The organism is Streptomyces sp. NPDC047014 (assembly GCF_040644195.1).
Taxonomy (GTDB): Bacteria; Actinomycetota; Actinomycetes; order Streptomycetales; family Streptomycetaceae; genus Streptomyces.
Genome location: NZ_JBEYVX010000007.1, coordinates 107,591 through 127,524, shown reverse-complemented (window position 1 = coordinate 127,524; position 19,934 = coordinate 107,591). Strand labels below are relative to the sequence as shown.

Below are 19,934 nucleotides of genomic sequence, written 5' to 3'. Positions count from 1 at the left end.
CCGATCGTCTGGTCCCCGGGAGCGACCAGGCCCTGCGGGACGCCGAGCAGTTCAGAGGCGCGGGCGCCGGTGGAGATTTAGAACGCCATCAGAGCCCTGTCCCGGTTGTACTTCAACCCGGCGAACAGGTCGTTGAACGCCTGGTCAGGAATGATCCGCGGGGTCGGCTTGGGCTCCTTGGGCTGGTAGGTGCCCGGCGCGGGGGCTGCCGGAACGGCTTCATCGGGTTGTGATGCGCATTCGGATTCCCCTCGTCGGCAGCCCCGCCCTGCGGGAACGGGTTGATCAGCGGTCGGCCGTGGGTCTCCCGGTGGTATTCGTCGAAAGAGCGGATCACCGCGCGAGCGTGCCGCCTGGTCCGAGCGGCATAGTTCTCGCCGGGCGCGGCCTTCCCCGTGACCGGGTTCACCGAGCCCGGGGCGGGTGCGTCGGGCCGGCGCCGCCGGGGCGGCTTCTTCGTGGTCTTCAGCCACAACGCGAAGTCACGGGCCTCGACCCGGCTCGCCAGATGCCAGGGAACGTCCACGGCGCGTAAGAACCGGACCCACGCCAACAGCTCATAGGCGTACGACCGCAGCGACGTCGGACTCGCGTCGTCGGCGAGCATGTGGTGCAGGAACTCGCTGACCGCAGCGACCTCGGTGCCATCAGCGTCCAGGAGCCGGAAGGGCTGCAGAGGGTCATCGCTCTTCTCCACGCGGCCGACCCTCGCCACCTTCAGCGCCGCCACGTCCCGGACCGTCGTGCTGTGCTCTGGCATCCATACCTCCACGGGCCGACCTACTCGACGACACGCGATGAAACCAGATCCACCACCACACGCGCAGTCACCACGAACCGTCAACAGCAGCCACAACAACCCTGCCGTCACTATGAGTTGAGCCCGAGGAGGGCCCAATCTGGTTCGGTCAACGGGACATGCGTTGCTCGCTCCTCAGGCCCGAGCCAGCCCAGCGGCACCGATTGATCGAAATCCGCAACAACCTCGTCGCCCGCGTCATCGAAGCTGAGCGGGAGGGATGGCTCGGCGAGATCGAAGGGCTCCAGGTCAGCCTTGCCGGCGCGGAGGGCAAGATCGAACAGCTAGATACCGAGGACGCCGGGCGGAGCATGACCGTCGACCTGGGGATTCCAGTCTTCAGAGCTGGTGATCAATGACCCGTTTGCGGCCCTGGCGACAAGCCAACGGACCCAGCTGTCCGCGTCCTTATTGAGGTGTTCAGGTACGGATGGACGGAGTCTGTCGCTGATCTTGTGATGTCAGCCATCGAAGCGGATCCAGTCGACGGGCAGATCGGCTAGCGGTGCCAGGGCGCTTCGGTGGCTGGCGCCGGCCCAGACATCGAATCCTTCGCCGTCCTCGCTGCTGACATGCACGACGAGACCAGGGGCCACGTAGAAGTGAGTGGGTGCCCACGGCCAGAAGGGACGCAGGGGCACAAGGTGCAGCGCTTCAGTCAGCCGAGCGACCTGTGCTGCCGTGAGTCTGCGCGGCAGTGCCACGTAGTTGGCACTCATGGAAGCCTCGAAGAGGGAGAACTGGATCAGGAAGCCGCTGAGCGGTTCTTGTTCGGCGATCGGTTCCTCGTCGAATTCACCGAACCAGACAGTCGGATCGGCCTCAGGTCCGTCGAGGGTCCACAGGAGTGACCAGAAGAAGCCTCCTTGGTTCTCAACGCCGAAGACAAGCATCTCCCCCAGGTGGTCGGTGTGCAGGTCTGACTCGGGCAGGATGCTGTTCTGGGTTCCGCGGGCGCCCGGCCGCTGCCTCGCGAGCCGGTACAGCTGCCTCAGTCCACCAGGCAAGCACAACGGAGAGCGGGTGGCAGGTGGTTCGGTGGCGTCTGCGTCTGGATACCAGCCGGTGATGAACTGTTCCAGCGCTGCCGCACGATCGGCCTTCACGTTTCCGAGCCACTCCAGGCCCGGCAGGTCTACGGCGGGAAGCGGTGGGCGTACTCGGTTGAGAAGCTGTCGGCTCAGGGGTGCTTCCAAGCGCAGTTCGCAGTCGGTGAGAACACCGTCGGTCGTACTGGCCCGGCTCACCTTGGCAGTGCCGAGGTACAGGGCCTGCTCGCCAAGGCGGACCGCAATGTGGATCTGCAACGAGCTCTCGTCCGCGGCCCAGGGCGATCCCATCAGCCGCTCTGCGACCGAAGCCGGTGCGGGCCCGATCAGACGGACCTTCTCCGCACTCCACACACCGCTCCTGGCGGGCGAGTCACCCGCCTCCACGGTGATCACCGTCCCCGCCCGGCCTATGAGGATGCTGGCATCCCCCACCATGAAGCGCTCCGCGCTTACCGAGCCCCCGACGAGCACGGACACGTGCTCCTCATCGAGTACCAGCGCCGGAATTGCGGCGGAGCCCTGATCAGTCATCCCCGCATCATCCTCGACCACCACTGGGCATCCCTAATGTCTGCCGGCTGTAGCCATCACAAGATCAGCGTCAAAGCCTGTTCACGTGTACCCCGACAGCCACGAAGTTAGTTCGGAGAAGGTCGTTGTACAGCTTCGTCGGCAGCCGGAGACCACAGCCCCTCCCCCCCCCCAGCAGCAGATCGCACAGAACGTGTCATGGTCATGGACCCGGCGGAACGCGTCCAGCTCGATCGCTTCCAACGGCAGCATCAACGGCTTCTCTGATTTCGCCCCGCCCAGCACCGCCGTCTGGATCTGACGTTGTCACCCCGCACGAACCCACGCCTGTCGTCTCGGCTCACCAGCGACAAGGTCACTGCTCCGCCCGCTCGACCCGTTCGTCACGCTACGCCGGAGAAATCCACCAAGGCAGGAAGATGTGATCAGCCGTCACGCGCACCCACAGGCGGTACTCGCCGCGACTGAGGAACGGCGAAGCGAGCTGAGGCAGGATCACTGCTGCTCCCGACTGCCGACCGCGCTCTGCTCGGGCCCGGCAGGACGGCTGCTGCCGCTTCCGTGGCGGCAGGGCACGCTGATCGGCGCTGCCCACCGGTCGGCACCCGTAACGCCGTTCAGGCGAGAGGTCGTACTCGTCGTGGGAAACCGGCCGTAGTTCGACTCGTCGAGGTCTGCCGCCCACTGCGGGAACGCTCGTGCGGACTCGGGAAACCACCGAGCGGGAAGTGGCGACACGACCGGCCCGCCGGGGACGGGCGCTCATGTGGCTGAGCGCCGTAGGCGGCCCTGACGGACAGCTGCGTGCACAAAGCGCGAGCGGGGGTGCGGGGACGTGGTCGGGGCCGGCCGCTCGTCACTCAGGGCCGTGGGGACCAGGGGTCGTCGCTGTACGGTTCGGGCTGTTCCGGGTGGAGCATGCGGCGGACGCAGCGCAGGAGCCCCGGCTCGTTGCCGCCGGCGGCGGCCATCCAGGGCAGGGCCTCCATGGCGCGGGCGCGTTCTTCGGTGGCCAGGACGTCGATAGTGGTGTGCAGGGTGTCGGGGGCGGGTTCGTCGGTGAGGCAGAGCCAGCCGATCGCGGCGGCGAGGCGGACTTCGGGGGCCTGTGCCCAGTCCTGCCACACCTCGCGGATCCACGCGGTGGCCGGCGTGTGCGGGTGGGCACGTGTCGTCTCCGCGGTCGCGAGAACCATGGCGGCCAGGACCATGGGCTCCTGCTCCTCGGCGAACCGGTTGGTGAACGCGGTTCGGACCGTAAGGCCGGGGTCGGCCGCGGTGGCGAGAGCGTAGGAGGCGTCGATGCGCACGGCAGGGTCGAAGTCGTCGAGGAGAGGCAGGAGCATGGGGGTTCCGGCGGTGATCGCGGCTCGGGCGGCGGCCACCGACCAGCCTGCCGGGTAGCCGGTCACCTCGACGCCGTAGTCGTCGTAGTCGTCGTGCCGCGGGCCGGGGCGGTGGAGGAGGAATTCGGCGCGGGAGGCGACGCCGAGGTAGCGGGCGCGGGCCGGGGCGGCGAGACCGCCGAGGGGCGGCGGTGCGGTGTGGATGGTGCGGGTCGGTGGCGATCCGGATCAGGAACGGGACGGCGAGAGCGGCGGCCCGGCTGTCGTCGGCGCACATGCCGATCAGTACACCCATCGCGCGACGTGCCGGTCCGTCTGTGGAGCGCAGCAGGCGCACCGCCTCCCGGGCGTCCTCCCCGTGAGGGAAGTTTCCCCAGGGAAGGCCGTCGAGGACGGCTCCGTCGACGGTCTCGGGCCGGATGGCCGCCGTCACGGCCCGGATGTCGAATGGGCCTCCCACGAACGAGGCCAGATCCGCCCCGTCGGCCAGAGCCCCGCACATCGCGAACGTCGGATCGGTCCGCCAGTCGTCCCCCACACCACACCCCCGTCGAATCCACCAGAGACTGGATCATGCGCGATCCGGACCAGGTGGAGCCACCGGCCAGTCGGGGCGCTGCACGCCGCAGACCATCATGAACCCGGAAACCCCAGCTCAGCACGTCCCTGCAGGAACCCTTGCGTCCCGCGATCAACGGGTGCTCGCCGTCGCGTTGCCCTACCGGCACCGGGCCGGCTCGTAGGCGCTCCTGCGATGGGCCCGGGGCGTCGGGGTCACGGGCGGTCATGCCCGGCCAGCTGCGGGGACGGTGCGGCCGGTCGCGGCGCGGCGAGTCACAGGGCGGCGAGGAGTTCCGGGAGGGTGCCCTCGAAGGTGGGCAGGCGTTCGGTCAGGGCCGTCCGCTGCTCGGGGGTGAGGTCGGCGAGGAGTGCCTTCAGCGCGGTCGTGGCGGTCTCTTCCACGTACTTCGGGAACGGCCACAGGGCTCGTCCGGTCCACCAGTCCGTCAGGGCGTGGGCGGGGCGGGCGAGCCGTACGACGTCCGCGATCGAGACCTCGGGATGCCAGTCCTCGCCGTCGGGTGTGGCGGCTCTCCCCACCCGGAGGGCGCTCAGGCACTCCCCGGACCTGTGCGCCTTGTCCCCCATGCGCGGTGCGCCGGCCTGCGGACGAGCCTCCCTCGGGCGGGATGCCTCCGTGCCGGTCCGGCCGAGCGGAACCTGCTGCCAGCTGAACACTTACCGGCTCCGGCCCCGCCGGAGGCTCGTGTCCGTCCATCAGGAGCAAACCCGCTGAACATCGTGTGGGGCCCGTGACCGCTGTCACGGGCCCCACCACGCTTCCATCGCGGGAGCCAGGCGGCGACCGCGGCCCGGTCCACCGCCGTACGCCTTTGAGTAGGTCTCCGTTGCTGCGCAGGACCCTCAGCGATCGGTCGGCCTTGCGGGCCGCTTCATGGTGCTCGGAACGGTTGTGGGCGCGCTTGCGGATGACGGCGGGGAGGAGGCGGACCTCAGGAAGGGGACTGACGGCCCACCCAGAACAGCGCAGCCATCAGCGGCGCGCTGCCCATGGGCCCCGGGGAAACGGAACGCGGACCAGCACTCGTCAGCCGCGCCTCTTGGCTGCGCCCGGCGGCGTATAGAACTTGCGGGCGGGGGACAGCTTGTCGAAGTTCGCCTCCCGACGAGCCTGCTCCTCGATCTGTAAGCCCTGCAGGTTCTTCGTCCGCGTGGCTCTGTCACTCCACAGTAGGAACACGACAAGTGCGGCAACAGGCAGTCCCAGACATGCGTAGAAGACGATCATGACGTCCCAGCCCCCTGACGTAGATCAACAAGTGTGGTGAGTCTGCTGCCGCCCGCGGCACGCGTCAAGGATCCGGGGACGACGCTCCGGGTGAGTGATATCGACTACCGGTTCAGCAGCTTGCTGATGCGACTGGTGGGGCTTCTCATGCCCCGGCGCCTTCCGCACGCATCCGCAGCAGCACATGCCAGATCGCGGAGCGTTCGCCAAGGAGGGGAAGGATGTCCGCGAAGCGAGGGACTGAGCTGAGCTCTGCCGGTGGGAGGAAGTACGAGACCTGGCCTGGGCGGACAGGCTCGACGCACGGCACCGGCTGCCCGTCTTGTGCGAGGCCGGTCACCACCGGGCGCGCAGTACGCCATCACTGTCGGGCAGGGTGGCGGTGAACAGTGGGTGGCGTTCGTCGAGGTCGAGGGGCAGGGTGGAGGCAGCCTTTGCGCCGGCCGCGAGGGCGGCGAGCGCCTGGTACTCGGTGTCGTCGAAGATCGCGTGGGCGATCGTCCCGTCCTGTGCCTCCCAGACGAACTCCACGGACCCCTCCTCGGGCAGCGCGGCGAGGACCGCGCCGACGTCGGGCGTCAGCGCCGGCCAGACCGTCAGCAGGGCGCGCGGGGTGAGGACGGCGCGTACCGCATCGAGGTTTCCCTCCGTCAGGCGGTGCCAGCGTGCGCCGTTGCGCACGTGGCTCTCCTCCAGGAGCACCGTCCGATCTGAGGCCAGCATCGCGCGTACGCGCGCCCAGAAGTCCGCGTCGGCGACCTCCGTGGCGCTCGGTTCCTCTTGCTCGACGGCGTAGGGCGAGCAAGGGAACGGTTCCGGGAAGAGGCCGAGTTCGCGGGTGCGGGCCACGGCCTCCGGGGAGAGCTGGTCGCTTCCGACGTACACGTACTGATCCCATCCGACGTGGACCGCGAAGCTGTCCCCCGCTTCCAGCCGACACCAGGCGCCCTGGTCACGGAGCATGGCCCGCACCAGCTCCAGAGCAACCGGGAGGGAGACCTCCGCGCCGTCGTGGTAGCCGGTCAGGTCGGGCGGGAACAGCCCGCCGAGGCCATGTCCGGCAGCGGGCGGCGCCCCGCCGAAGTGGACGAGACCGGTGACCGCGGGCTCGCGGATCTCCAGCCGACCGATGCCCGCCTCCTCGGCGAAGGCGGCGATGGCCGCGAGGTACGCAGCTTCCACCGGCCCGTGGTCACTGACCGTGTCCTCCGCGCCGGTGTAGTGGCCGCGCTCGTCGCGGTCGGCGGGGTCGTACTTGGTGATCCGGTAGACGAAGGACGGCGGCACGCTGCTCCCCTGGGCGGTCGAGAGGACGGCCAGCGTACTGGCAGCGGGCACCCGGAGGGTGTGGCCCCCTGGGGCTGGTCTTCTCGGCCTTGATCGGATCAGGGCCGTCCATGGAAGACGTCTGCGGGAGACGCCTATGGGAGGCGGAGCCCCTGGAGGAGCAGGTCGATCAGTCGTCGGGGGTCGTAGCGGGGGTCGGTGTCGCGGCCGATGCAGAGGTTGCCGATGCCGCGCATGAGTTCGTACGGCTGGACTCCGGGCCTGGTCTCGCCGGCGTCGACGGCGGCGTCGAGCAGCTGGGCGCAGACGGGCATCAGCCGGTCGAGGAAGTGGGTGTGGAGGGTGGCGAAGCGGTCGCTGTCGGACTGGAGGGCGTCGGCGAGGCCGTGCTTGGTGACCAGGAAGTCGGTGAAGAGTTCGACCCACTGGTGGAGGGCGTCGAACGGGGTGGGGGCGTCGGCGAGGAGTTGGGGGCCGGCTTCGGCGCAGGCTTCGATCTGGTGGTGGTAGACGGCGGTGACCAAGTCCGCGCGGGTGGGGAAGTGGCGGTAGAGCGTTCCGAGTCCGACGCCCGCCTGGGCCGCGATCTGTCGGATCGGTGCGTCGATGCCTGAGGTCACGAAGACCTCCGCGGCGGCTTCGAGCAGTGTCTGCTGGTTGCGCATCGCGTCCGCTCGCTTGCTGCGGGCGGATGCTCCCTTGGCCGGGCCTGCTGTGGGCACCGCGCTCTCCTTCCAAAGAGTGTTGACGAAGCGGATCAATGTTCCGTATCCTAAATGGAACAACGATCCGCTTTCAGCTTAGCTGATGGCGGGAACTCCGTCATACCTGCTGCCCCCGCCCTGAGCGGTCGGGCGGCGGCGGGATCATCGAAGGGCATGCGCATCATGAGTGGATCTGCCTACACAGCCGACACCTTCCCCTCGCCCACCCCTGTCCTGTCGGTCAGCCCGGTGGTGCTGGCGGCTCCGGGCCGCGCCGTGGACCTCCAGGTGCGCGTCTCGGCGCCGGTGACCGGGAGCGAGCTGCCGGTCATCCTTCTCTCCCACGGTCTCGGCTTCTCGAACAATCTCTCCTCGCTGAACGGCTACGCCCCGCTCGCGAACTTCTGGGCGTCGCGCGGCTTCGTCGTCATCCAGCCGACCCATATGGACTCCAGGACACTGAGCCAGGGCCCCGACGCCGTCCCCGATGCTCCCGGCACCGCCGCGCCCTGGCGTACCCGGGCCGAGGACATGACGCGCATACTCGACCAGCTCGACGTGATCGAGGACGCCGTCCCGCAGCTCGCCGGACGTATCGACCGGAGCCGGGTCGCCGTGGCCGGGCACTCGATGGGCGGTCACACCGCGAGCCTGCTGCTCGGCGCCCGGCTCACCGACCCTCACGACGGGACCACAGTGGACCTGGCCGAGCCGCGGATCAAGGCGGGCGTGCTGCTCGCCGCGACCGGGCGGGGCGGCGACGCGCTCACCGAGTTCACGGCCCAGAACTACTCCTTCCTCCTGACGACCGACTTCTCCACGATGAGCACGCCCGCGCTCGTGGTCGCCGGCGACAAGGACGACTCCGCCTTCCTGACCGTCAGCGGCCCGGACTGGCACACGGACCCCTACGTCCTCTCCCCCGGCCCGAAGTCCCTGCTCACCCTGTTCGAAGCGGAGCACGGGCTCGGCGGGATATCCGGATACGACGTCGCCGAGACCACGGACGAGAGCCCGGAGCGGGTCGCCGCCCTGGCCCACCTCGCCTGGGCCTACCTGCGCAGCGAGCTCTACCCGGGCGACTCCGCCTGGCAGACGGCCCGCGACGCACTGGCAGCCGACCCGAGCCCGCTGGGACGGGTCGAGTCCAGGTAGGTCCGGCCCGCGTGGGCGTGACCGGAAGTCAGCCGTGGGCCGCGGCTCGCTCCTTCGGGCGTGCCCTGGCTAGCGGCCCAGGGCTGTGCGGAGGGTGATGCCGTAGTGGGTCCGGAGGCGGCGTAGCTCCCAGACGGACAGGGCCGATACCGACAGGGGGGCGCCCGTCAGGAAGAGGAGCCATACGGTCTGCGGGGCGTTGACCGGAGGGCCGTCGATGGACTGGAGGACCGACATCGCCAGGACGACGACCGGGGAGAGGAGGGGCGGCAGGACCTCGTGGATGTCGGCGGTGCGGAAGGAGTGGTGGACGCACAGCACCGAGGAGGTCAGGACGAAGGGCATCAGGAACAGGGAGGTCAGACCGATGAGCAGTCCCCCGAGGAAGCCGAGGTCGCCGGCGCCCGCGAACAGGAGGTCGCGCAGGTCGGAGTGGAGGGGGAAGGCCAGCAGGGCCGCAGCGCCGAAGACGGCGCCGAACGCCGTCAGGGGGCCTGCCAGCCGGCGGCGGTACCGGGTGCGCAGCGGCGGCCGGGCCGCGAAGACGAAGGCACCGACCGCCAGCGGTCCGACGACCATCAGCACGGCGGCGGCGATCAGCATCTCGGTGAGCTTGTCGTTGATCACGTCCCCGGCGCCGCGGCGCAGCGAGTACGCGTAGAACAGCCAGGCCGTGGCGCCCAGGCCGATGCAGGTACGGGCCACCTGGGCGCCGGAGATGGCGGGGTCGGCCAGCCGGTCCTCGCGTCTCGGGCGCTGGAATCGGGCGGCCGTGACGAAGGGGGCCAGCAGTACGGTCACGCAGCCGTGGCGCGGTGTGCCCTCCCGGTACGCCGGCGGTCTCCCGTACGGTCCAGTGGTGCCCCGTCCCGCCGGGGACCTGCCGTCCGGCTGGCGCCCGTACCCGTCCCGCCGTGCCATGCGGCGCTCCCCTCCCCCGAGTTGATCAAGAACGAGAGGGGACAGTACATCACCGGGTCATCACCGCATCACCGCATGACCGCATGACCGCATGACCGCATGACCGCATCGCCGCATCACTCCGGAGCGGGCCCGGCCGGGGCCGTCGGGGGCTCGGTGGCGGTCAGGACGAGGACCGCTTGGTCGTCGTCGATGTCTTCGCCTTCGGTGAAGGTGCGGACGGCGTGGGTGAGGGCGTCGATGATGTCCTGCGCGGCGGGCCGGGCGGGGAGGCCGCTGACGGCGTCGGTGAGGCGTCGGTCGTCGAACATCTCGCCGTCCCGGCGGCGTGCTTCGGTGATGCCGTCGGTGTAGAGGACCAGGCTCTCGTGGGGTCGCAGGTGCAGGTGGAGGGGGGTGACGTGGGCGTCGGGGGCGATGCCGAGGAGGGCTCCCTGGGCGTCGACGGTGCGGGCGGTGCGGTGGGTGTCCAGGTGCAGGGGCGGGGTGTGGCCTGCTCGGACGAGTTCGATGGCGAGCCCGGTGGGGGTGGGGGTGAGCTGGCCGTAGACGAGGGTGACGAAGCCGGTGCCGTGGCTGCCGGGCCGTTTGATCAGGGCCCGGTTGACCGCCTTGACGACGTCCTCGGGGCCCGGGAGCAGCGGGGCGACGGCGCGGGCGGTGTGGCGGACCAGGGCGGTGGTGGTGGCGGCGATGGCGCCGCGGCCGCACACGTCGCCGAGGAGGAACGCCCACCGGCCGTCGTCCAGGGGGAAGACGTCGTAGAAGTCGCCGCCGATGTCGAGGCCCTCGCCGGCGGGGTGGTAGTAGGTGGCCACGTCGGCGCCGGGGACCCGGGGCAGGTCGGGCAGGAGCAGGCCGGCCTGGAGGTCGCGGGCGAGGGCGTGGCGGTGGGTGTACTGGCGGGCGTTGCGGGCGGCGGAGGCGGCGCGGCGGGCGAGTTCCTCGGCGAGGGCGACGGTGTGCCCGTCGAAGCTGTACTCGCCGGTGGACAGCAGGGTGACGGTGCCGAAGGCGCGGCCGCGGTCGGCCAGCGGGACGCACAGGTAGCCGGTGACGCCCAGGTCGTGCCAGGGGCCGGGGCCGGTGGGGGTGCGGCGGGCGACCTCGCTGGTGGCGGAGGCCAGGACGCGGGCGACGGCGTCGTCGGCGGCGTCGTAGACGGGGATGTGGGAGGCCAGCAGGTCCTGTTCGCGCCGGGTGGGGGCGGCGGTGGCCACGCGGCGGACCCGGCCGCTCTCGATGACGTCGACGGCGCACAGCGGGGCGAGCCGGGGCACGCAGGAGGCGGCCAGGCGGGTCAGGGTCTGCGTGGCGTCCAGGTCGGAGGCGAGGGCCGTGCTGGCCTCCAGGAGGAAGGCGAGGTCGTCGCGGGCGGCCTTCTCCCGGGCCTCGGCCGCCTTGCGGGCCTGCTCCTCGCGGTGGCGTTCGATGGCGAGCGCGGCGGTGCCGGCGAAGACCCGGGCCAGGGCGAGGTCGGCGTCCTGCGGGGCGCGCGGGGTGCGGTGGTACATGGCGAAGGTGCCCAGCAGCGCACCGTCGCGGGCCAGGATGGGCGTGGACCAGCAGGCGGCCACGCCGGCCTTGTCGGCCAGGTCGCGGAAGGCGTCCCAGAACGGGTCGGTGCCGATGTCGGTGACGATCACGGGCCGGCGCCGGTGGGCGGCGGTGCCGCAGGAGCCCACGCCCTCGCCGGTGGCGATGCCGTCGATGGCCTGGTTGTAGAAGTCGGGCAGGCTGGGCGCGGCGCCGTGGCGCAGGTGGCGGCCGTCGGCGTCGGCGAGGAGGACGGAGACGAAGACCTCCTCGGGGGCGAGGTCCTCGATGGCCCGGGCCATGCCGTCCAGTACGTCGGCCAGCGGGGCCTGCCGGGCGATCTGCTCCAGCAGCACCCGGTGCTCGGCCGTCAGCCGCTGGGCCTGCTTGACCTGGGTGGACTCCACTCCGATCACGCGGACGCCCATGACGTTGCCGCCGGTGTCCAGGCGGGGCTCGTAGGAGAAGTCGAAGAATCCCTCGCGCGCGTCCGCTCCGATGCCGAGCAGTACGCGGGCCTCGCGGGCGGTGTAGGGCTCGCCGGTGCGGTAGACGCGGTCCAGGAGGGTGATGAAGCCCTGCTCGACGAGTTCGGGCATCAGCTGGCCGATGGGCAGGCCGGTACGGGTGCGCTCGGGGCCGCCGATCGTTTCGAAGAAGGCGGGGTTCGCCGTCTCCAGCATGTGGGCGGGGCCGGCGAGGGAGGCGAAGAGGGCGGAGGACTGGCCGAAGAGGGCGCGGAGGTCGTGGTCGGGGGCGGCGGGGCCGGTGGCTGCGGGGTTGGCCAGGCCGGTGGCGCTCGCGGGGGCGGTGGTGCGCGCACCCGCTGTCCCGGCAGGCTGGGGGGCGTGGGGCCCCGGTACGCGCTTCATGTGTTCTGCCTCTTCATCGACTGTGCCATGCCCTGCCGTGCCGTCCGCTTCGGCGGCCGCTCTGTCATGCCCGCTCATGCCCGTTCTTGCCGCTCATGCCCACTCGTACCGCTCATGCCCGCGGCCAGCGCCTGATCGGCGTCGGCGTACACGGAGAAGACCTGGTCCAGCCCCGTTATCAAGAACAGGCGGACCACCGAGGAGGGCACGGCCGCCAGCCGCAGCGCCCGCTGCCGTGCGGCCAGCTGATGGAAGAGCCGCAGCAGCGCGCTGATACCGGAGGAATCGCAGAAGGTCAGGCGCGCGCAGTCGACCACCACCGGCCTCGCGCCCGGCCCCCGCATGACTTCCTCGTCGCCCGCCTCGTGCAGCTGCACCATGCTGTCGAAGTCGAGCTCCCCGCGCAGCACGAACACCGCACCCCGCGCTTCCTGCGTGACCTGCACCGAGAACACCCTTGAGCTTCCCCCGTGTGGAGTGTGCACTGCCTTTCTCCCCCATGGTAGGCAGCGGCGCCCGCGGCGTCGGTGTTCGCATGCCAGTGGGCCCCGCCCGGGAAACCCGGGCGGGGCCCACTGTGCCAGCGCTTAGTGGCCGGCCTCGGATACGAGGCGGTCGGCCTCAGGGGTGTTCGCCAGCCAGCAGACACCGAGCGCGGGTTCCCACTTCACGGTCTCAAGGGCTTCGATGACCCTGCGGACCACCGCGTCGTTCTCCTCGGGCCATGCCTCGAATCCGGTCTCGCCCAGTTCACCGACCTGCATCAGGCCACTGTGCAGCAGACGCGACAGAACGCGTGCGGTGATGTCGCGCATGCTCTCGCCGGATTCCTGCGACATTTCGAAGGCGAGGGCGACCAGAAGGTCCACCGGAACCCAGTCATCGAGCCCCTCTTCGAGCAGCTCCTGGCAGATCGAGTCGTCATTCTTCTTCATCGGGCAGGTGCACCTTCCACGGCTTCTTCGGGTTTCCACCCGGCGGAACGATATCGATCGTTTCGCCGCCGGACTTGGAGCTGAGCCGCCACTGCATCACGGATCCGTCGGGCAGCTTGTAGACATCGGGGATCTTCGGGCCTCTCGCCGGAAGCCTCTCGGCCCCTTCCGTCCACCGGTCGAAAGTGGCCCGCAGCTCTTCGACGCTGTCCTGGATCTTGACGCCCTTGTTCTTTCCCTTCGGCAGCTCGTCGAACTCAGAGCGCCACTTCCCGCAGATTCCGCTGGAATTGTGGACGAGAAGGGTGGTTTCGCCCGCGAAGACATAGTACGTGTGCAGGACGTCGACGGTGAGGTTGTACGTCTTCACGTGCTGCGTGTACGCGCGGTTGGCGGTCACCACGGCGGTGCCGCCGGCGTCCGTCCGCAGTGTCATGCCCGGCCGCAGCTTGGACGCGTCCACCCAGTCGTTCTCGGACGGGGACCAGAACGGGTGCTCGTGGGTGGCGGTGAGCTGTTCGACTCCCGAGGCCGCGGCGATCGAGAGTTCGTTGAAGAGCCTGTCGTCCTCCGTCTCGATGAGGCGGGTGACCTTCTGGGGAGCGGTCGCGCCCGTGTCCGGGTCGGTCGCCAGGACGGTGTCGCCGACCTTGATGTCCTCGATGTTCGCCGTGGACCCGTCGCCCATCAGCACCTTCGTACCGGCGAGGAAGCACATGCATGCTTTGGCCGCGTCGGCGATCCTGCTCAGTTGCTTGGGCAGTTTGAGGATGTCGCCGAGCGGCAGGATCCCGACGAAGCCGATCACGACACCGGTCGTGTCGCCCTCCTCCTGTGCCTCCATGATGTCGGCGCGGTCGCAGCCCAGCCCGAGGATGGGAATCCACGAGCAGAGGGCCTTCCCCATCTCCTTGATGACCGCGGGGTTGCCCTGTTCCTTGATGCAGTCGGGGCAGGCGGGGTATCCCCCGTTGTATCCGCCGCCGTTGTAGCCCTTCTGCTGCTCCTTGACCTTGACCGGGGCAGCCGGGCCACTGACCAGCTTGTACTTCGGCTTGCTGGACGAGCACGCGTTCATGCCCATGGCGTAGTGGCAGGTCTGCTTGCCGGGGGTGACCGCGATGTGGGAGCGGCCCGACCTCAGGTCGTTGCGGAGCTTCACCGCCCGCTTGATGACGCCGAAGATGCCGCCGCCACCGCTGAACAGGTAGTCGAGCAGCCAGTCCATGATGGACGCGCCGCTCGGGTCGCTCAGCGTCGCCGGGTTGTTCGCGGCGTACACGTACCCGTTGAGCGTCTGCGGACGGTCCGCCTCCAGGAGCGGGTCCACACTGATGAACCGGCCCGTGGCCGGGTCGTACTCACGGGCCCCAATGTGGGTCAGGCCGGTGGCGTCGATGGTACCGCCGACAAAGCCCTTCGTACCCGCCCACTGCGCGGGCTGTGTGCCGCGGGGCGCGCCGAACGGGGTCATGCGCCGGTGTTCGACCGCGCCGGTCGCCGCGTTCACCGACAGGGTGCCGGTGTTGTGGTGGTCGCTGACCTGGAAGGACAGGTCTCCATTGTCCTCGCGGACGGCGTTGGCGCTGCCCAGCGAGTAGTAGCGGGTGGCTGTCGGCTTGGCCGCGCTCTTGCGGAGCACCAGTTCGGTCGAGCCCAGGTAGAGGGTCGTGCGGGTGGCGTTCGGGTTGGCGTTGTCGGTCTCGTGGGCGATCAGCCGTGTGCCGTCCGGCGCGTAGACGTACTCGGACGTCTTCGTGGACGTGCCGTCCGCCGGGTTGGTGACCGTGTCCTGGAGCTTGCTGAGCTTGCCCTCCGAGTCCCAGGTCAGTGATTGCTCGTTGGTCGCTCCTGGAGCGGGCTTCAGGCTGCGGTTCCTGGTGTTGCCCGAGTCGTCGTAGGCGTAGCTCTGGGTGACCGGGGTGCTGGTGCCCGTCCGGGTGCTCGTGCCGATCAGGGAGTGCGGCCGGGGGGCGCCTTGCGCCGGGTACTGGTAGGAGCGGACCGCGTTCTTGGCGGTGTCGCCGGACAGGTCGTGCCGGGTCTCGGTGTTGCGGGTGCCGTCGGGGTTGTAGGTGTAGCTGTTCCAGTACGGGGCCGGCCCTCCGATGTCGCCAGCCGTGGGCTGGGCGGGGCAGGCGGTGGTCTTGGAGGTGAACTCCTGTGTCACCCGGGCCAGGTAGTCGTGCTGGAAGCACTGGGTCTCGGTGCCGGAGCGGGAGACGTCTGAGATGGACTTGACGTTGCCGAGCTGGTCGTAGCCGTACTTCAGGGCCGAGGCGGCTTGGGCGATGCCGTACTGGTCGGTGCGGCGGGTCGCCAGGCGCTGCGTGCCGTACTCGTAGCCGTCGGTGATCCAGGTGTCCTGGCCGTTGGCCTTGAGTGTGGACTGCAGGGGCTTGCCGGTCAGCGTGTACGTCTGGTGGGCGAGGTAGCTGCCCAGGTTGCTGCTCACGCCGGTGAGCTGCTTGATGCCGTTGTAGGTGAAGGCGAGCGTTTCGGCGGCCAGGTTGCCCGCGGCCGGGAGGCTGATGGTCTTCTGCGTGTCGTCCAGGTTGAACGTTCCGCCTGTGGCGTACGAGCCGGCCAGGGCCTCCTGGCCCGGTACGGAGGGCACGGTGAGCGTGGTCCGGCCGGGGCGCAGCAGCGCGTCGTAGTTCGCGAACGCCGTCTTGTACTCGTAGGTCGTGCCGCCGACGGTGTGGTGGCGGGTGCTGGTCGCCAGCTGGCCCTGGGCGCCGGTGGGGTCCCAGGTCTTCGATGTCAGCAGCGGCCCGGTGGGCGAACTGTCGTGGGTCTCCAGCTCACGGCCCAGGTTGTCGTACACGTACGCGATGGTCTTGAGGCGGCCATCGGTCACGCTGGTCTTCTGGCCGCGGTCGTTGTACTTGGTCTCGGACGTGCCCGAGTCCGGGTCGGCGAGCTTGACCATGCGGCCGAGCTGGTCGTAGCTCCAGGTCCAGACGCTGCCGCCGGCGTCGGTGAGGCGGACGAGGTTGCCCAGCGCGTCGTATGCGCGGGTGGTGGTGTCGTAGGCGCCGGTCGGGGTCGCCGCCTTGTACTCGCGGGTCTCCACGGGCTTGCCGGCCGCGTTGGAGATCGTCGTCGTCGGGGTGCCGCCCAGCGGCGGGGTGACCGTGATGCGGTCGCCGCCGTACTCCGTGGTGGTCACCGACAGGGGCGTGCCTACGCCGTTGCCCTTCAGCAGGGTGGACCTGACCGGCCGGTTGAGCGCGTCGAACTCGGTCGCGGTCTGGGTCTCGACGCCGGTGGCGTCCTCCACCTTGAACAGGGTGGAGGAGGGGGCCTTGGTCGCGTAGTACGGGGCGTACTGCAGCGAGACCTGGCCCATCGCGTCGTAGAAGGAGTCCGTCAGAACCATCCCGCCGTCGGAGCCGGGGGCCTGGGTCTGCCTCGACCGGGCGAAGCCGTCGTACAGGGTGTAGCTGGATTCCTGGGATCCGTCGGCGCGCAGGCCCAGGGTCTCGATCGAGGCGATGGCTCCTTCCGCGACGTGGTACCGGTATTCGAGGTTCGGGGTCTGGCCGCCGGCCCTGGAACGGTTGGGCTGCCAGACCTTCCGGGTGCGGCCGAGGGCGTCGTACTCGATCTCGGTCTTGCGGCCCGTGGTGTCGGCGATGGCGATGGGGTTGGCTCGGACGGTGTCGTACGTGGTCGTGACGGTCTGGGCGCTGGTGGCGACGCCGGTCTTGGCCGGCGGGCTGGTGTCCTTCTTGCTCGTCGGCCGCCCGGTGGCCGGGGTGAACACCGTGGTCGTGGTGTGGGCCATCGGGTGCGCGGTCGTCGTCGGTGCCGCGGATTCGTTGGCCGGGTTGTACGTGCTGGTCGACGCCAGGCCGGTGCCCGTCAGCTCACGGCCGTACATGTCGTAGGTGGTGGTGTTGTCGAGGTACACCGCCTGGGTGGCCGACCGCGTCTTGAGGAAGCTGGTCATGGTCGGCAGGCCCTTGGTGGGGGCCGCCCCGGACGCCTGTCCGTCGTAGCGCGTCCGGATGTCCTCCAGGACGTTGGACGTGCCGTCGGCGCGCGTGGTCCGGTCGACGTTCTTGCCGCAGTCCCCGACCACCTTCTCGGTGCGGACGGCGCCGGTCAGGATCCACGCCGAGGTGTTGTCGGCGTACGTGGTCCGCGTGCAGGTGTCGTCCGCGGGGTCGGCGACGTCCCCGAGGTCCTCCTCCACCGTCGGCCGACCGTAGCCGTCGAACATCTTCGTGCTCTTGCGCAGCTCGCGCCAGGTCTGGCCCGCCCCCTTGTCCAGGGAGACGAACTGCCGCGTCGCGGCGACCCCGGTGATGTCCGCGGTGCTGGTTCCCCAGTCGCGGACCCGCTTCGCGGTCTCCTTCTTCCACGGCGTGCTGGTCTGCTTCTGCAGGACCTTGCCGCCCGGACCGTCGAGTTCCTCCTTGCGGTACTCGAAGCCGCGCCAGGCCTCGTGGTCGGTGATCGTGCCGCCCTCGCCGTCGCCGACCTCGACCGTGCGGGTCTTGGTCTTGTCGGCCGGGTCGCTGCGGTCGCCGTGCATGCCGCGGAGGAAGTAGTGGTCCTCCTGGGCGGTGAACTTCTGCGTGGAGCCGGTCTCGACCCGGGTGTGTGCGTAGCCGCGCCACTGGGACCAGGTCTTGAGCTTCTCCTTGGTCATGCCGTCGTCGTCGTCGAAGTGCCAGGCGGCTCCGCCGAGGTAGGTGTACTTGGTCATGGTGTCCGGTGCGCCGCCGGTGCGGTCCGTGGCAAGGACCGATTCGACGACGTACTTGTTGAACCACTCGTTGGTGACCGGGCCGTCGTCGACCGGCTGGTACTTGACGGGGAAGCACCGGCTGGTGTTGTTCTGCGGCGTCGGCAGCGAGGACCAGGAGCAGGCCGGTGCGGAGTAGTTGGCGTCGATCTGGCCGCCGAACTCGTCGGCGATCGAGCTCAGGCGCTGCTTGACGTACGGCAGACGGCCGTCGTCGTCCTTGTCCAGCCGGTTGGCCAGCGGGGTGTACGCGAAGGTGGTCGCGGGCACGGGCAGTGCCGTGGCGCCGGCCAGGCCGGTGTGCTGTACCGAGGAGAGCAGCAGCTGGTAGTCACTGTCGGCGGTGCCCCAGTGGTGCTTGAGGTCCCATCGGTCGACGTCCTTGTACGTGCCGTCGCCCTGCAGGGTCTGGGCGGTGATGGAGGCGAGCCGGTACCGGGTGAAGAAGGTGGGTGAGAAGCGTCCCTTGTCGCAGTCGGTTCCCGCCTTGCAGTTCATGTCCCACGGCGTGTCGTACCAGTACTGCCGGTTGGTGTCGATCTTCGCCGGGTCGCAGAGGCCGGCGGTGGTCTCCAGGCAGCGCTCGGCGGGGGTGAAGTTCACCCGGGCCATCGGCTTGACGGTGTCGGAGTGGATGTCGGCCTTCTGCTGGCCGTATTCGATGTGGTCCAGCCAGCCGCCGCGCACGTACGGTGTGTCGTCCGCGGCCTTGATGTTGCGGCCGTAGGAGTTGGTCTCCTGCTTGTACCAGTAGGTGATGTCGTTGCCCTGGGGGTCGATCACCAGGTCCAGGTTCCAGCGCCAGCCCTGCTGGCACCAGGAGGCCGCGAAGGTGGAGGCGTGGCAGGGTTCGTTGGCGTCGTCGCCGAAGACGGGCACGGTGAAGACGGACTTGGTCTCCGGCTTGCCCGTGGCCCAGTTGGGGAGGCGGTTGTATCCGAAGAAGTACTGGGTGCCGTCGGCGATGGTGGCTTTGTAGTACTCGCCGTCGTTGTCGCCGTTGCCTCGGGTGGTGTCGCGGACGCGGACGACCTTGGTGTTGTCGTCGCCCTGGACGCGCCACTCGTCCGCGGAGACCGGGATGAGTTCGCCGGAGTGGCCGGCGAAGCTGATGGTGGCGTTGTCGTAGCCCCAGCACAGGTCGCCGGGGGTGTTGATCCCGTCCTTCACGCCGTCGTCCCCGCAGGACTTGTAGGCGCGTTCGACGAATCCGCCGTGGGCGAGGCCGAAGCCGTCACCGGCCCAGGACGCCTGGTTGTTGCTGTTGGCGCTGCGTCCGTCTATGGAGGAGGAGGAGTACGAGAGCCCGAGGTCGGGCTTGTGGTCGCCGGGGACCGGCGGCACCGTGATCGGGTAGCTCCAGTTGAAGGAGCCTCCGTGCAGATCGGCGCTCCAGCGTCCTGAGGCGGCCAGCGGCGTGGCCGTGAAGCTGCCGGAGGGGCCGGCCGCGGCCGGTGCCGCGGCCAGGACCATGGCTCCGGCGCCCGAGAGCAAGGCGGACCGTGCGGCGGGCAGGGCGACGCCTTCGGCCGTGAGCTGCTGCTTCTCCTGGTTGTTGACCGCTTTCAGGGGGGTGGCCTTGCGGCACTCCGGCGCCTTGGGGGTGGTCAGCACGCACGAGGGCAGCTGGACCAGGTTCAGGCGCTGGCCATAGCTGCCTCCTGCGGCGCGCGCGAAGCCGGAGTAGTCGAGACTGAGCCGGACGTTCGCGCCCTGCGGGGTGTCGTCGGCGCGGTCGAGGGTGAGCAGGACACCGTCGATGCCGGCCTTCTGGGCGGCGGCGCGGTCGAGGACGTTGACCTTGACCTGCTGGGGCTCGGCGGCGGGTGTGAGCCAGACGGGTGCCGAGGGCTTGCCCGTCGTGAGGGCGACGGGGAGTTCCGGGGGCCGGCCGGACGCGGTCTTCTTCCCGGCGGGGGTGCCTGCCGGGGGTGTGATCTCGAGGGTGGCGGAGGCGGCCTTCGGCCAGCTGATCTTGGGCTTGGGTACCGGCTGGGGGGTCTTGGTGATGCGCGGCTTGGCCTTGCCCGCGGTTCCCTTGACCGGGCGCTCGTGGGAGGGGGCTGTAGGGGGTTTGGTGTGGGCGAGGGCCGGGGTGCTGGGCACGGCCTGCAGCAGGGTGGCGGCGAGTGCGCCGCTCACCACCGCGGCTATGCGTGCTGTGCCGCGCCTGTGGCGGCGGAAGACGTTCATGTGTGGATACCTCACGAGAGTCCGCCCGGGCCGTGGC

General features: G+C 69.8%; 14 protein-coding genes. 2 read left to right on the top strand and 12 right to left on the bottom strand.

Annotated elements, in window-relative coordinates; genetic code table 11:
- Window positions 1-112 precede the first annotated feature (112 nt).
- Window positions 113-760: a hypothetical protein gene (locus tag ABZ873_RS07090; protein WP_360866436.1), complete on the bottom strand. Its 648-nt coding sequence runs from the start codon at window positions 758-760 to the stop codon at window positions 113-115.
- A gap of 203 nt (window positions 761-963) precedes the next feature.
- Between ABZ873_RS07090 and ABZ873_RS07085 the strand changes: the two genes are divergently transcribed.
- Entirely contained in the window at window positions 964-1,158 is a 195-nt protein-coding gene (locus ABZ873_RS07085) for a hypothetical protein (protein WP_360866433.1), read from the top strand.
- A gap of 102 nt (window positions 1,159-1,260) precedes the next feature.
- Here the strand turns inward: ABZ873_RS07085 and ABZ873_RS07080 are convergent, their stop codons facing one another.
- From ABZ873_RS07080 to ABZ873_RS07055, 6 genes are all read right to left on the bottom strand, one after another.
- Window positions 1,261-2,406: a hypothetical protein gene (locus tag ABZ873_RS07080; RefSeq protein ID WP_360866430.1), complete on the bottom strand. Its 1,146-nt coding sequence runs from the start codon at window positions 2,404-2,406 to the stop codon at window positions 1,261-1,263.
- Window positions 2,407-3,242: 836 nt separating this feature from the next.
- Window positions 3,243-3,794: a hypothetical protein gene (locus ABZ873_RS07075; protein ID WP_360866427.1), complete on the bottom strand. Its 552-nt coding sequence runs from the start codon at window positions 3,792-3,794 to the stop codon at window positions 3,243-3,245.
- Between the two features lie 768 nt (window positions 3,795-4,562).
- The gene (locus ABZ873_RS07070) at window positions 4,563-4,829 is read right to left on the bottom strand and encodes a hypothetical protein (protein ID WP_360866425.1); all 267 of its coding nucleotides are present in this window, start codon (window positions 4,827-4,829) and stop codon (window positions 4,563-4,565) included.
- Window positions 4,830-5,337: 508 nt separating this feature from the next.
- Window positions 5,338-5,538, bottom strand: coding sequence for a hypothetical protein (locus tag ABZ873_RS07065; protein WP_360866422.1), 201 nt, complete (start codon window positions 5,536-5,538; stop codon window positions 5,338-5,340).
- 336 nt (window positions 5,539-5,874) lie between these two features.
- Window positions 5,875-6,876 (bottom strand): RNA-binding protein, encoded by a 1,002-nt coding sequence (locus tag ABZ873_RS07060; RefSeq protein WP_360866419.1) that lies wholly within the window; start codon window positions 6,874-6,876, stop codon window positions 5,875-5,877.
- An 83-nt stretch (window positions 6,877-6,959) separates the two neighbouring features.
- Window positions 6,960-7,547 carry a TetR/AcrR family transcriptional regulator gene (locus ABZ873_RS07055; RefSeq protein WP_360866417.1) on the bottom strand — a complete coding sequence of 196 codons (588 nt, stop codon included), beginning with the start codon at window positions 7,545-7,547 and terminating at the stop codon, window positions 6,960-6,962.
- 165 nt (window positions 7,548-7,712) lie between these two features.
- Here ABZ873_RS07055 and ABZ873_RS07050 point away from each other — a divergent pair, with 165 nt between their 5' ends.
- Complete coding sequence (locus ABZ873_RS07050; RefSeq protein WP_360866414.1) at window positions 7,713-8,684, top strand: chlorophyllase; 972 nt, start codon at window positions 7,713-7,715, stop codon at window positions 8,682-8,684.
- Window positions 8,685-8,753: 69 nt separating this feature from the next.
- Here the strand turns inward: ABZ873_RS07050 and ABZ873_RS07045 are convergent, their stop codons facing one another.
- The 5 genes from ABZ873_RS07045 to ABZ873_RS07025 all read right to left on the bottom strand — a co-directional run bounded on the left by ABZ873_RS07045 (window position 8,754) and on the right by ABZ873_RS07025 (window position 19,897).
- The gene (locus ABZ873_RS07045; RefSeq protein WP_360866411.1) at window positions 8,754-9,485 is read right to left on the bottom strand and encodes a hypothetical protein; all 732 of its coding nucleotides are present in this window, start codon (window positions 9,483-9,485) and stop codon (window positions 8,754-8,756) included.
- 236 nt (window positions 9,486-9,721) lie between these two features.
- On the bottom strand, window positions 9,722-12,013 hold the full coding sequence (locus ABZ873_RS07040) for a GAF domain-containing SpoIIE family protein phosphatase (RefSeq protein WP_360866408.1): 2,292 nt from the start codon (window positions 12,011-12,013) through the stop codon (window positions 9,722-9,724).
- Between the two features lie 74 nt (window positions 12,014-12,087).
- On the bottom strand, window positions 12,088-12,459 hold the full coding sequence (locus tag ABZ873_RS07035) for an STAS domain-containing protein (protein ID WP_360866405.1): 372 nt from the start codon (window positions 12,457-12,459) through the stop codon (window positions 12,088-12,090).
- A 141-nt stretch (window positions 12,460-12,600) separates the two neighbouring features.
- Complete coding sequence (locus tag ABZ873_RS07030) at window positions 12,601-12,948, bottom strand: hypothetical protein (RefSeq protein WP_360866402.1); 348 nt, start codon at window positions 12,946-12,948, stop codon at window positions 12,601-12,603.
- The gene (locus ABZ873_RS07025; protein WP_360866399.1) at window positions 12,935-19,897 is read right to left on the bottom strand and encodes a polymorphic toxin-type HINT domain-containing protein; all 6,963 of its coding nucleotides are present in this window, start codon (window positions 19,895-19,897) and stop codon (window positions 12,935-12,937) included. Before ABZ873_RS07025 ends, ABZ873_RS07030 begins: the two co-directional genes overlap by 14 nt.
- Window positions 19,898-19,934 lie beyond the last annotated feature (37 nt).

Bases quoted from the DNA above. Each gene is read 5' to 3' on its own strand.
- ABZ873_RS07090 (WP_360866436.1), bottom strand. From the start codon at position 760: ATGCCAGAGCACAGCACGACGGTCCGGGACGTGGCGGCGCTGAAGGTG.
- ABZ873_RS07065 (WP_360866422.1), bottom strand. From the start codon at position 5,538: ATGATCGTCTTCTACGCATGTCTGGGACTGCCTGTTGCCGCACTTGTC.
- ABZ873_RS07050 (WP_360866414.1), top strand. From the start codon at position 7,713: ATGAGTGGATCTGCCTACACAGCCGACACCTTCCCCTCGCCCACCCCT.
- ABZ873_RS07040 (WP_360866408.1), bottom strand. From the start codon at position 12,013: ATGAAGCGCGTACCGGGGCCCCACGCCCCCCAGCCTGCCGGGACAGCG.
- ABZ873_RS07030 (WP_360866402.1), bottom strand. From the start codon at position 12,948: ATGAAGAAGAATGACGACTCGATCTGCCAGGAGCTGCTCGAAGAGGGG.
- ABZ873_RS07025 (WP_360866399.1), bottom strand. From the start codon at position 19,897: ATGAACGTCTTCCGCCGCCACAGGCGCGGCACAGCACGCATAGCCGCG.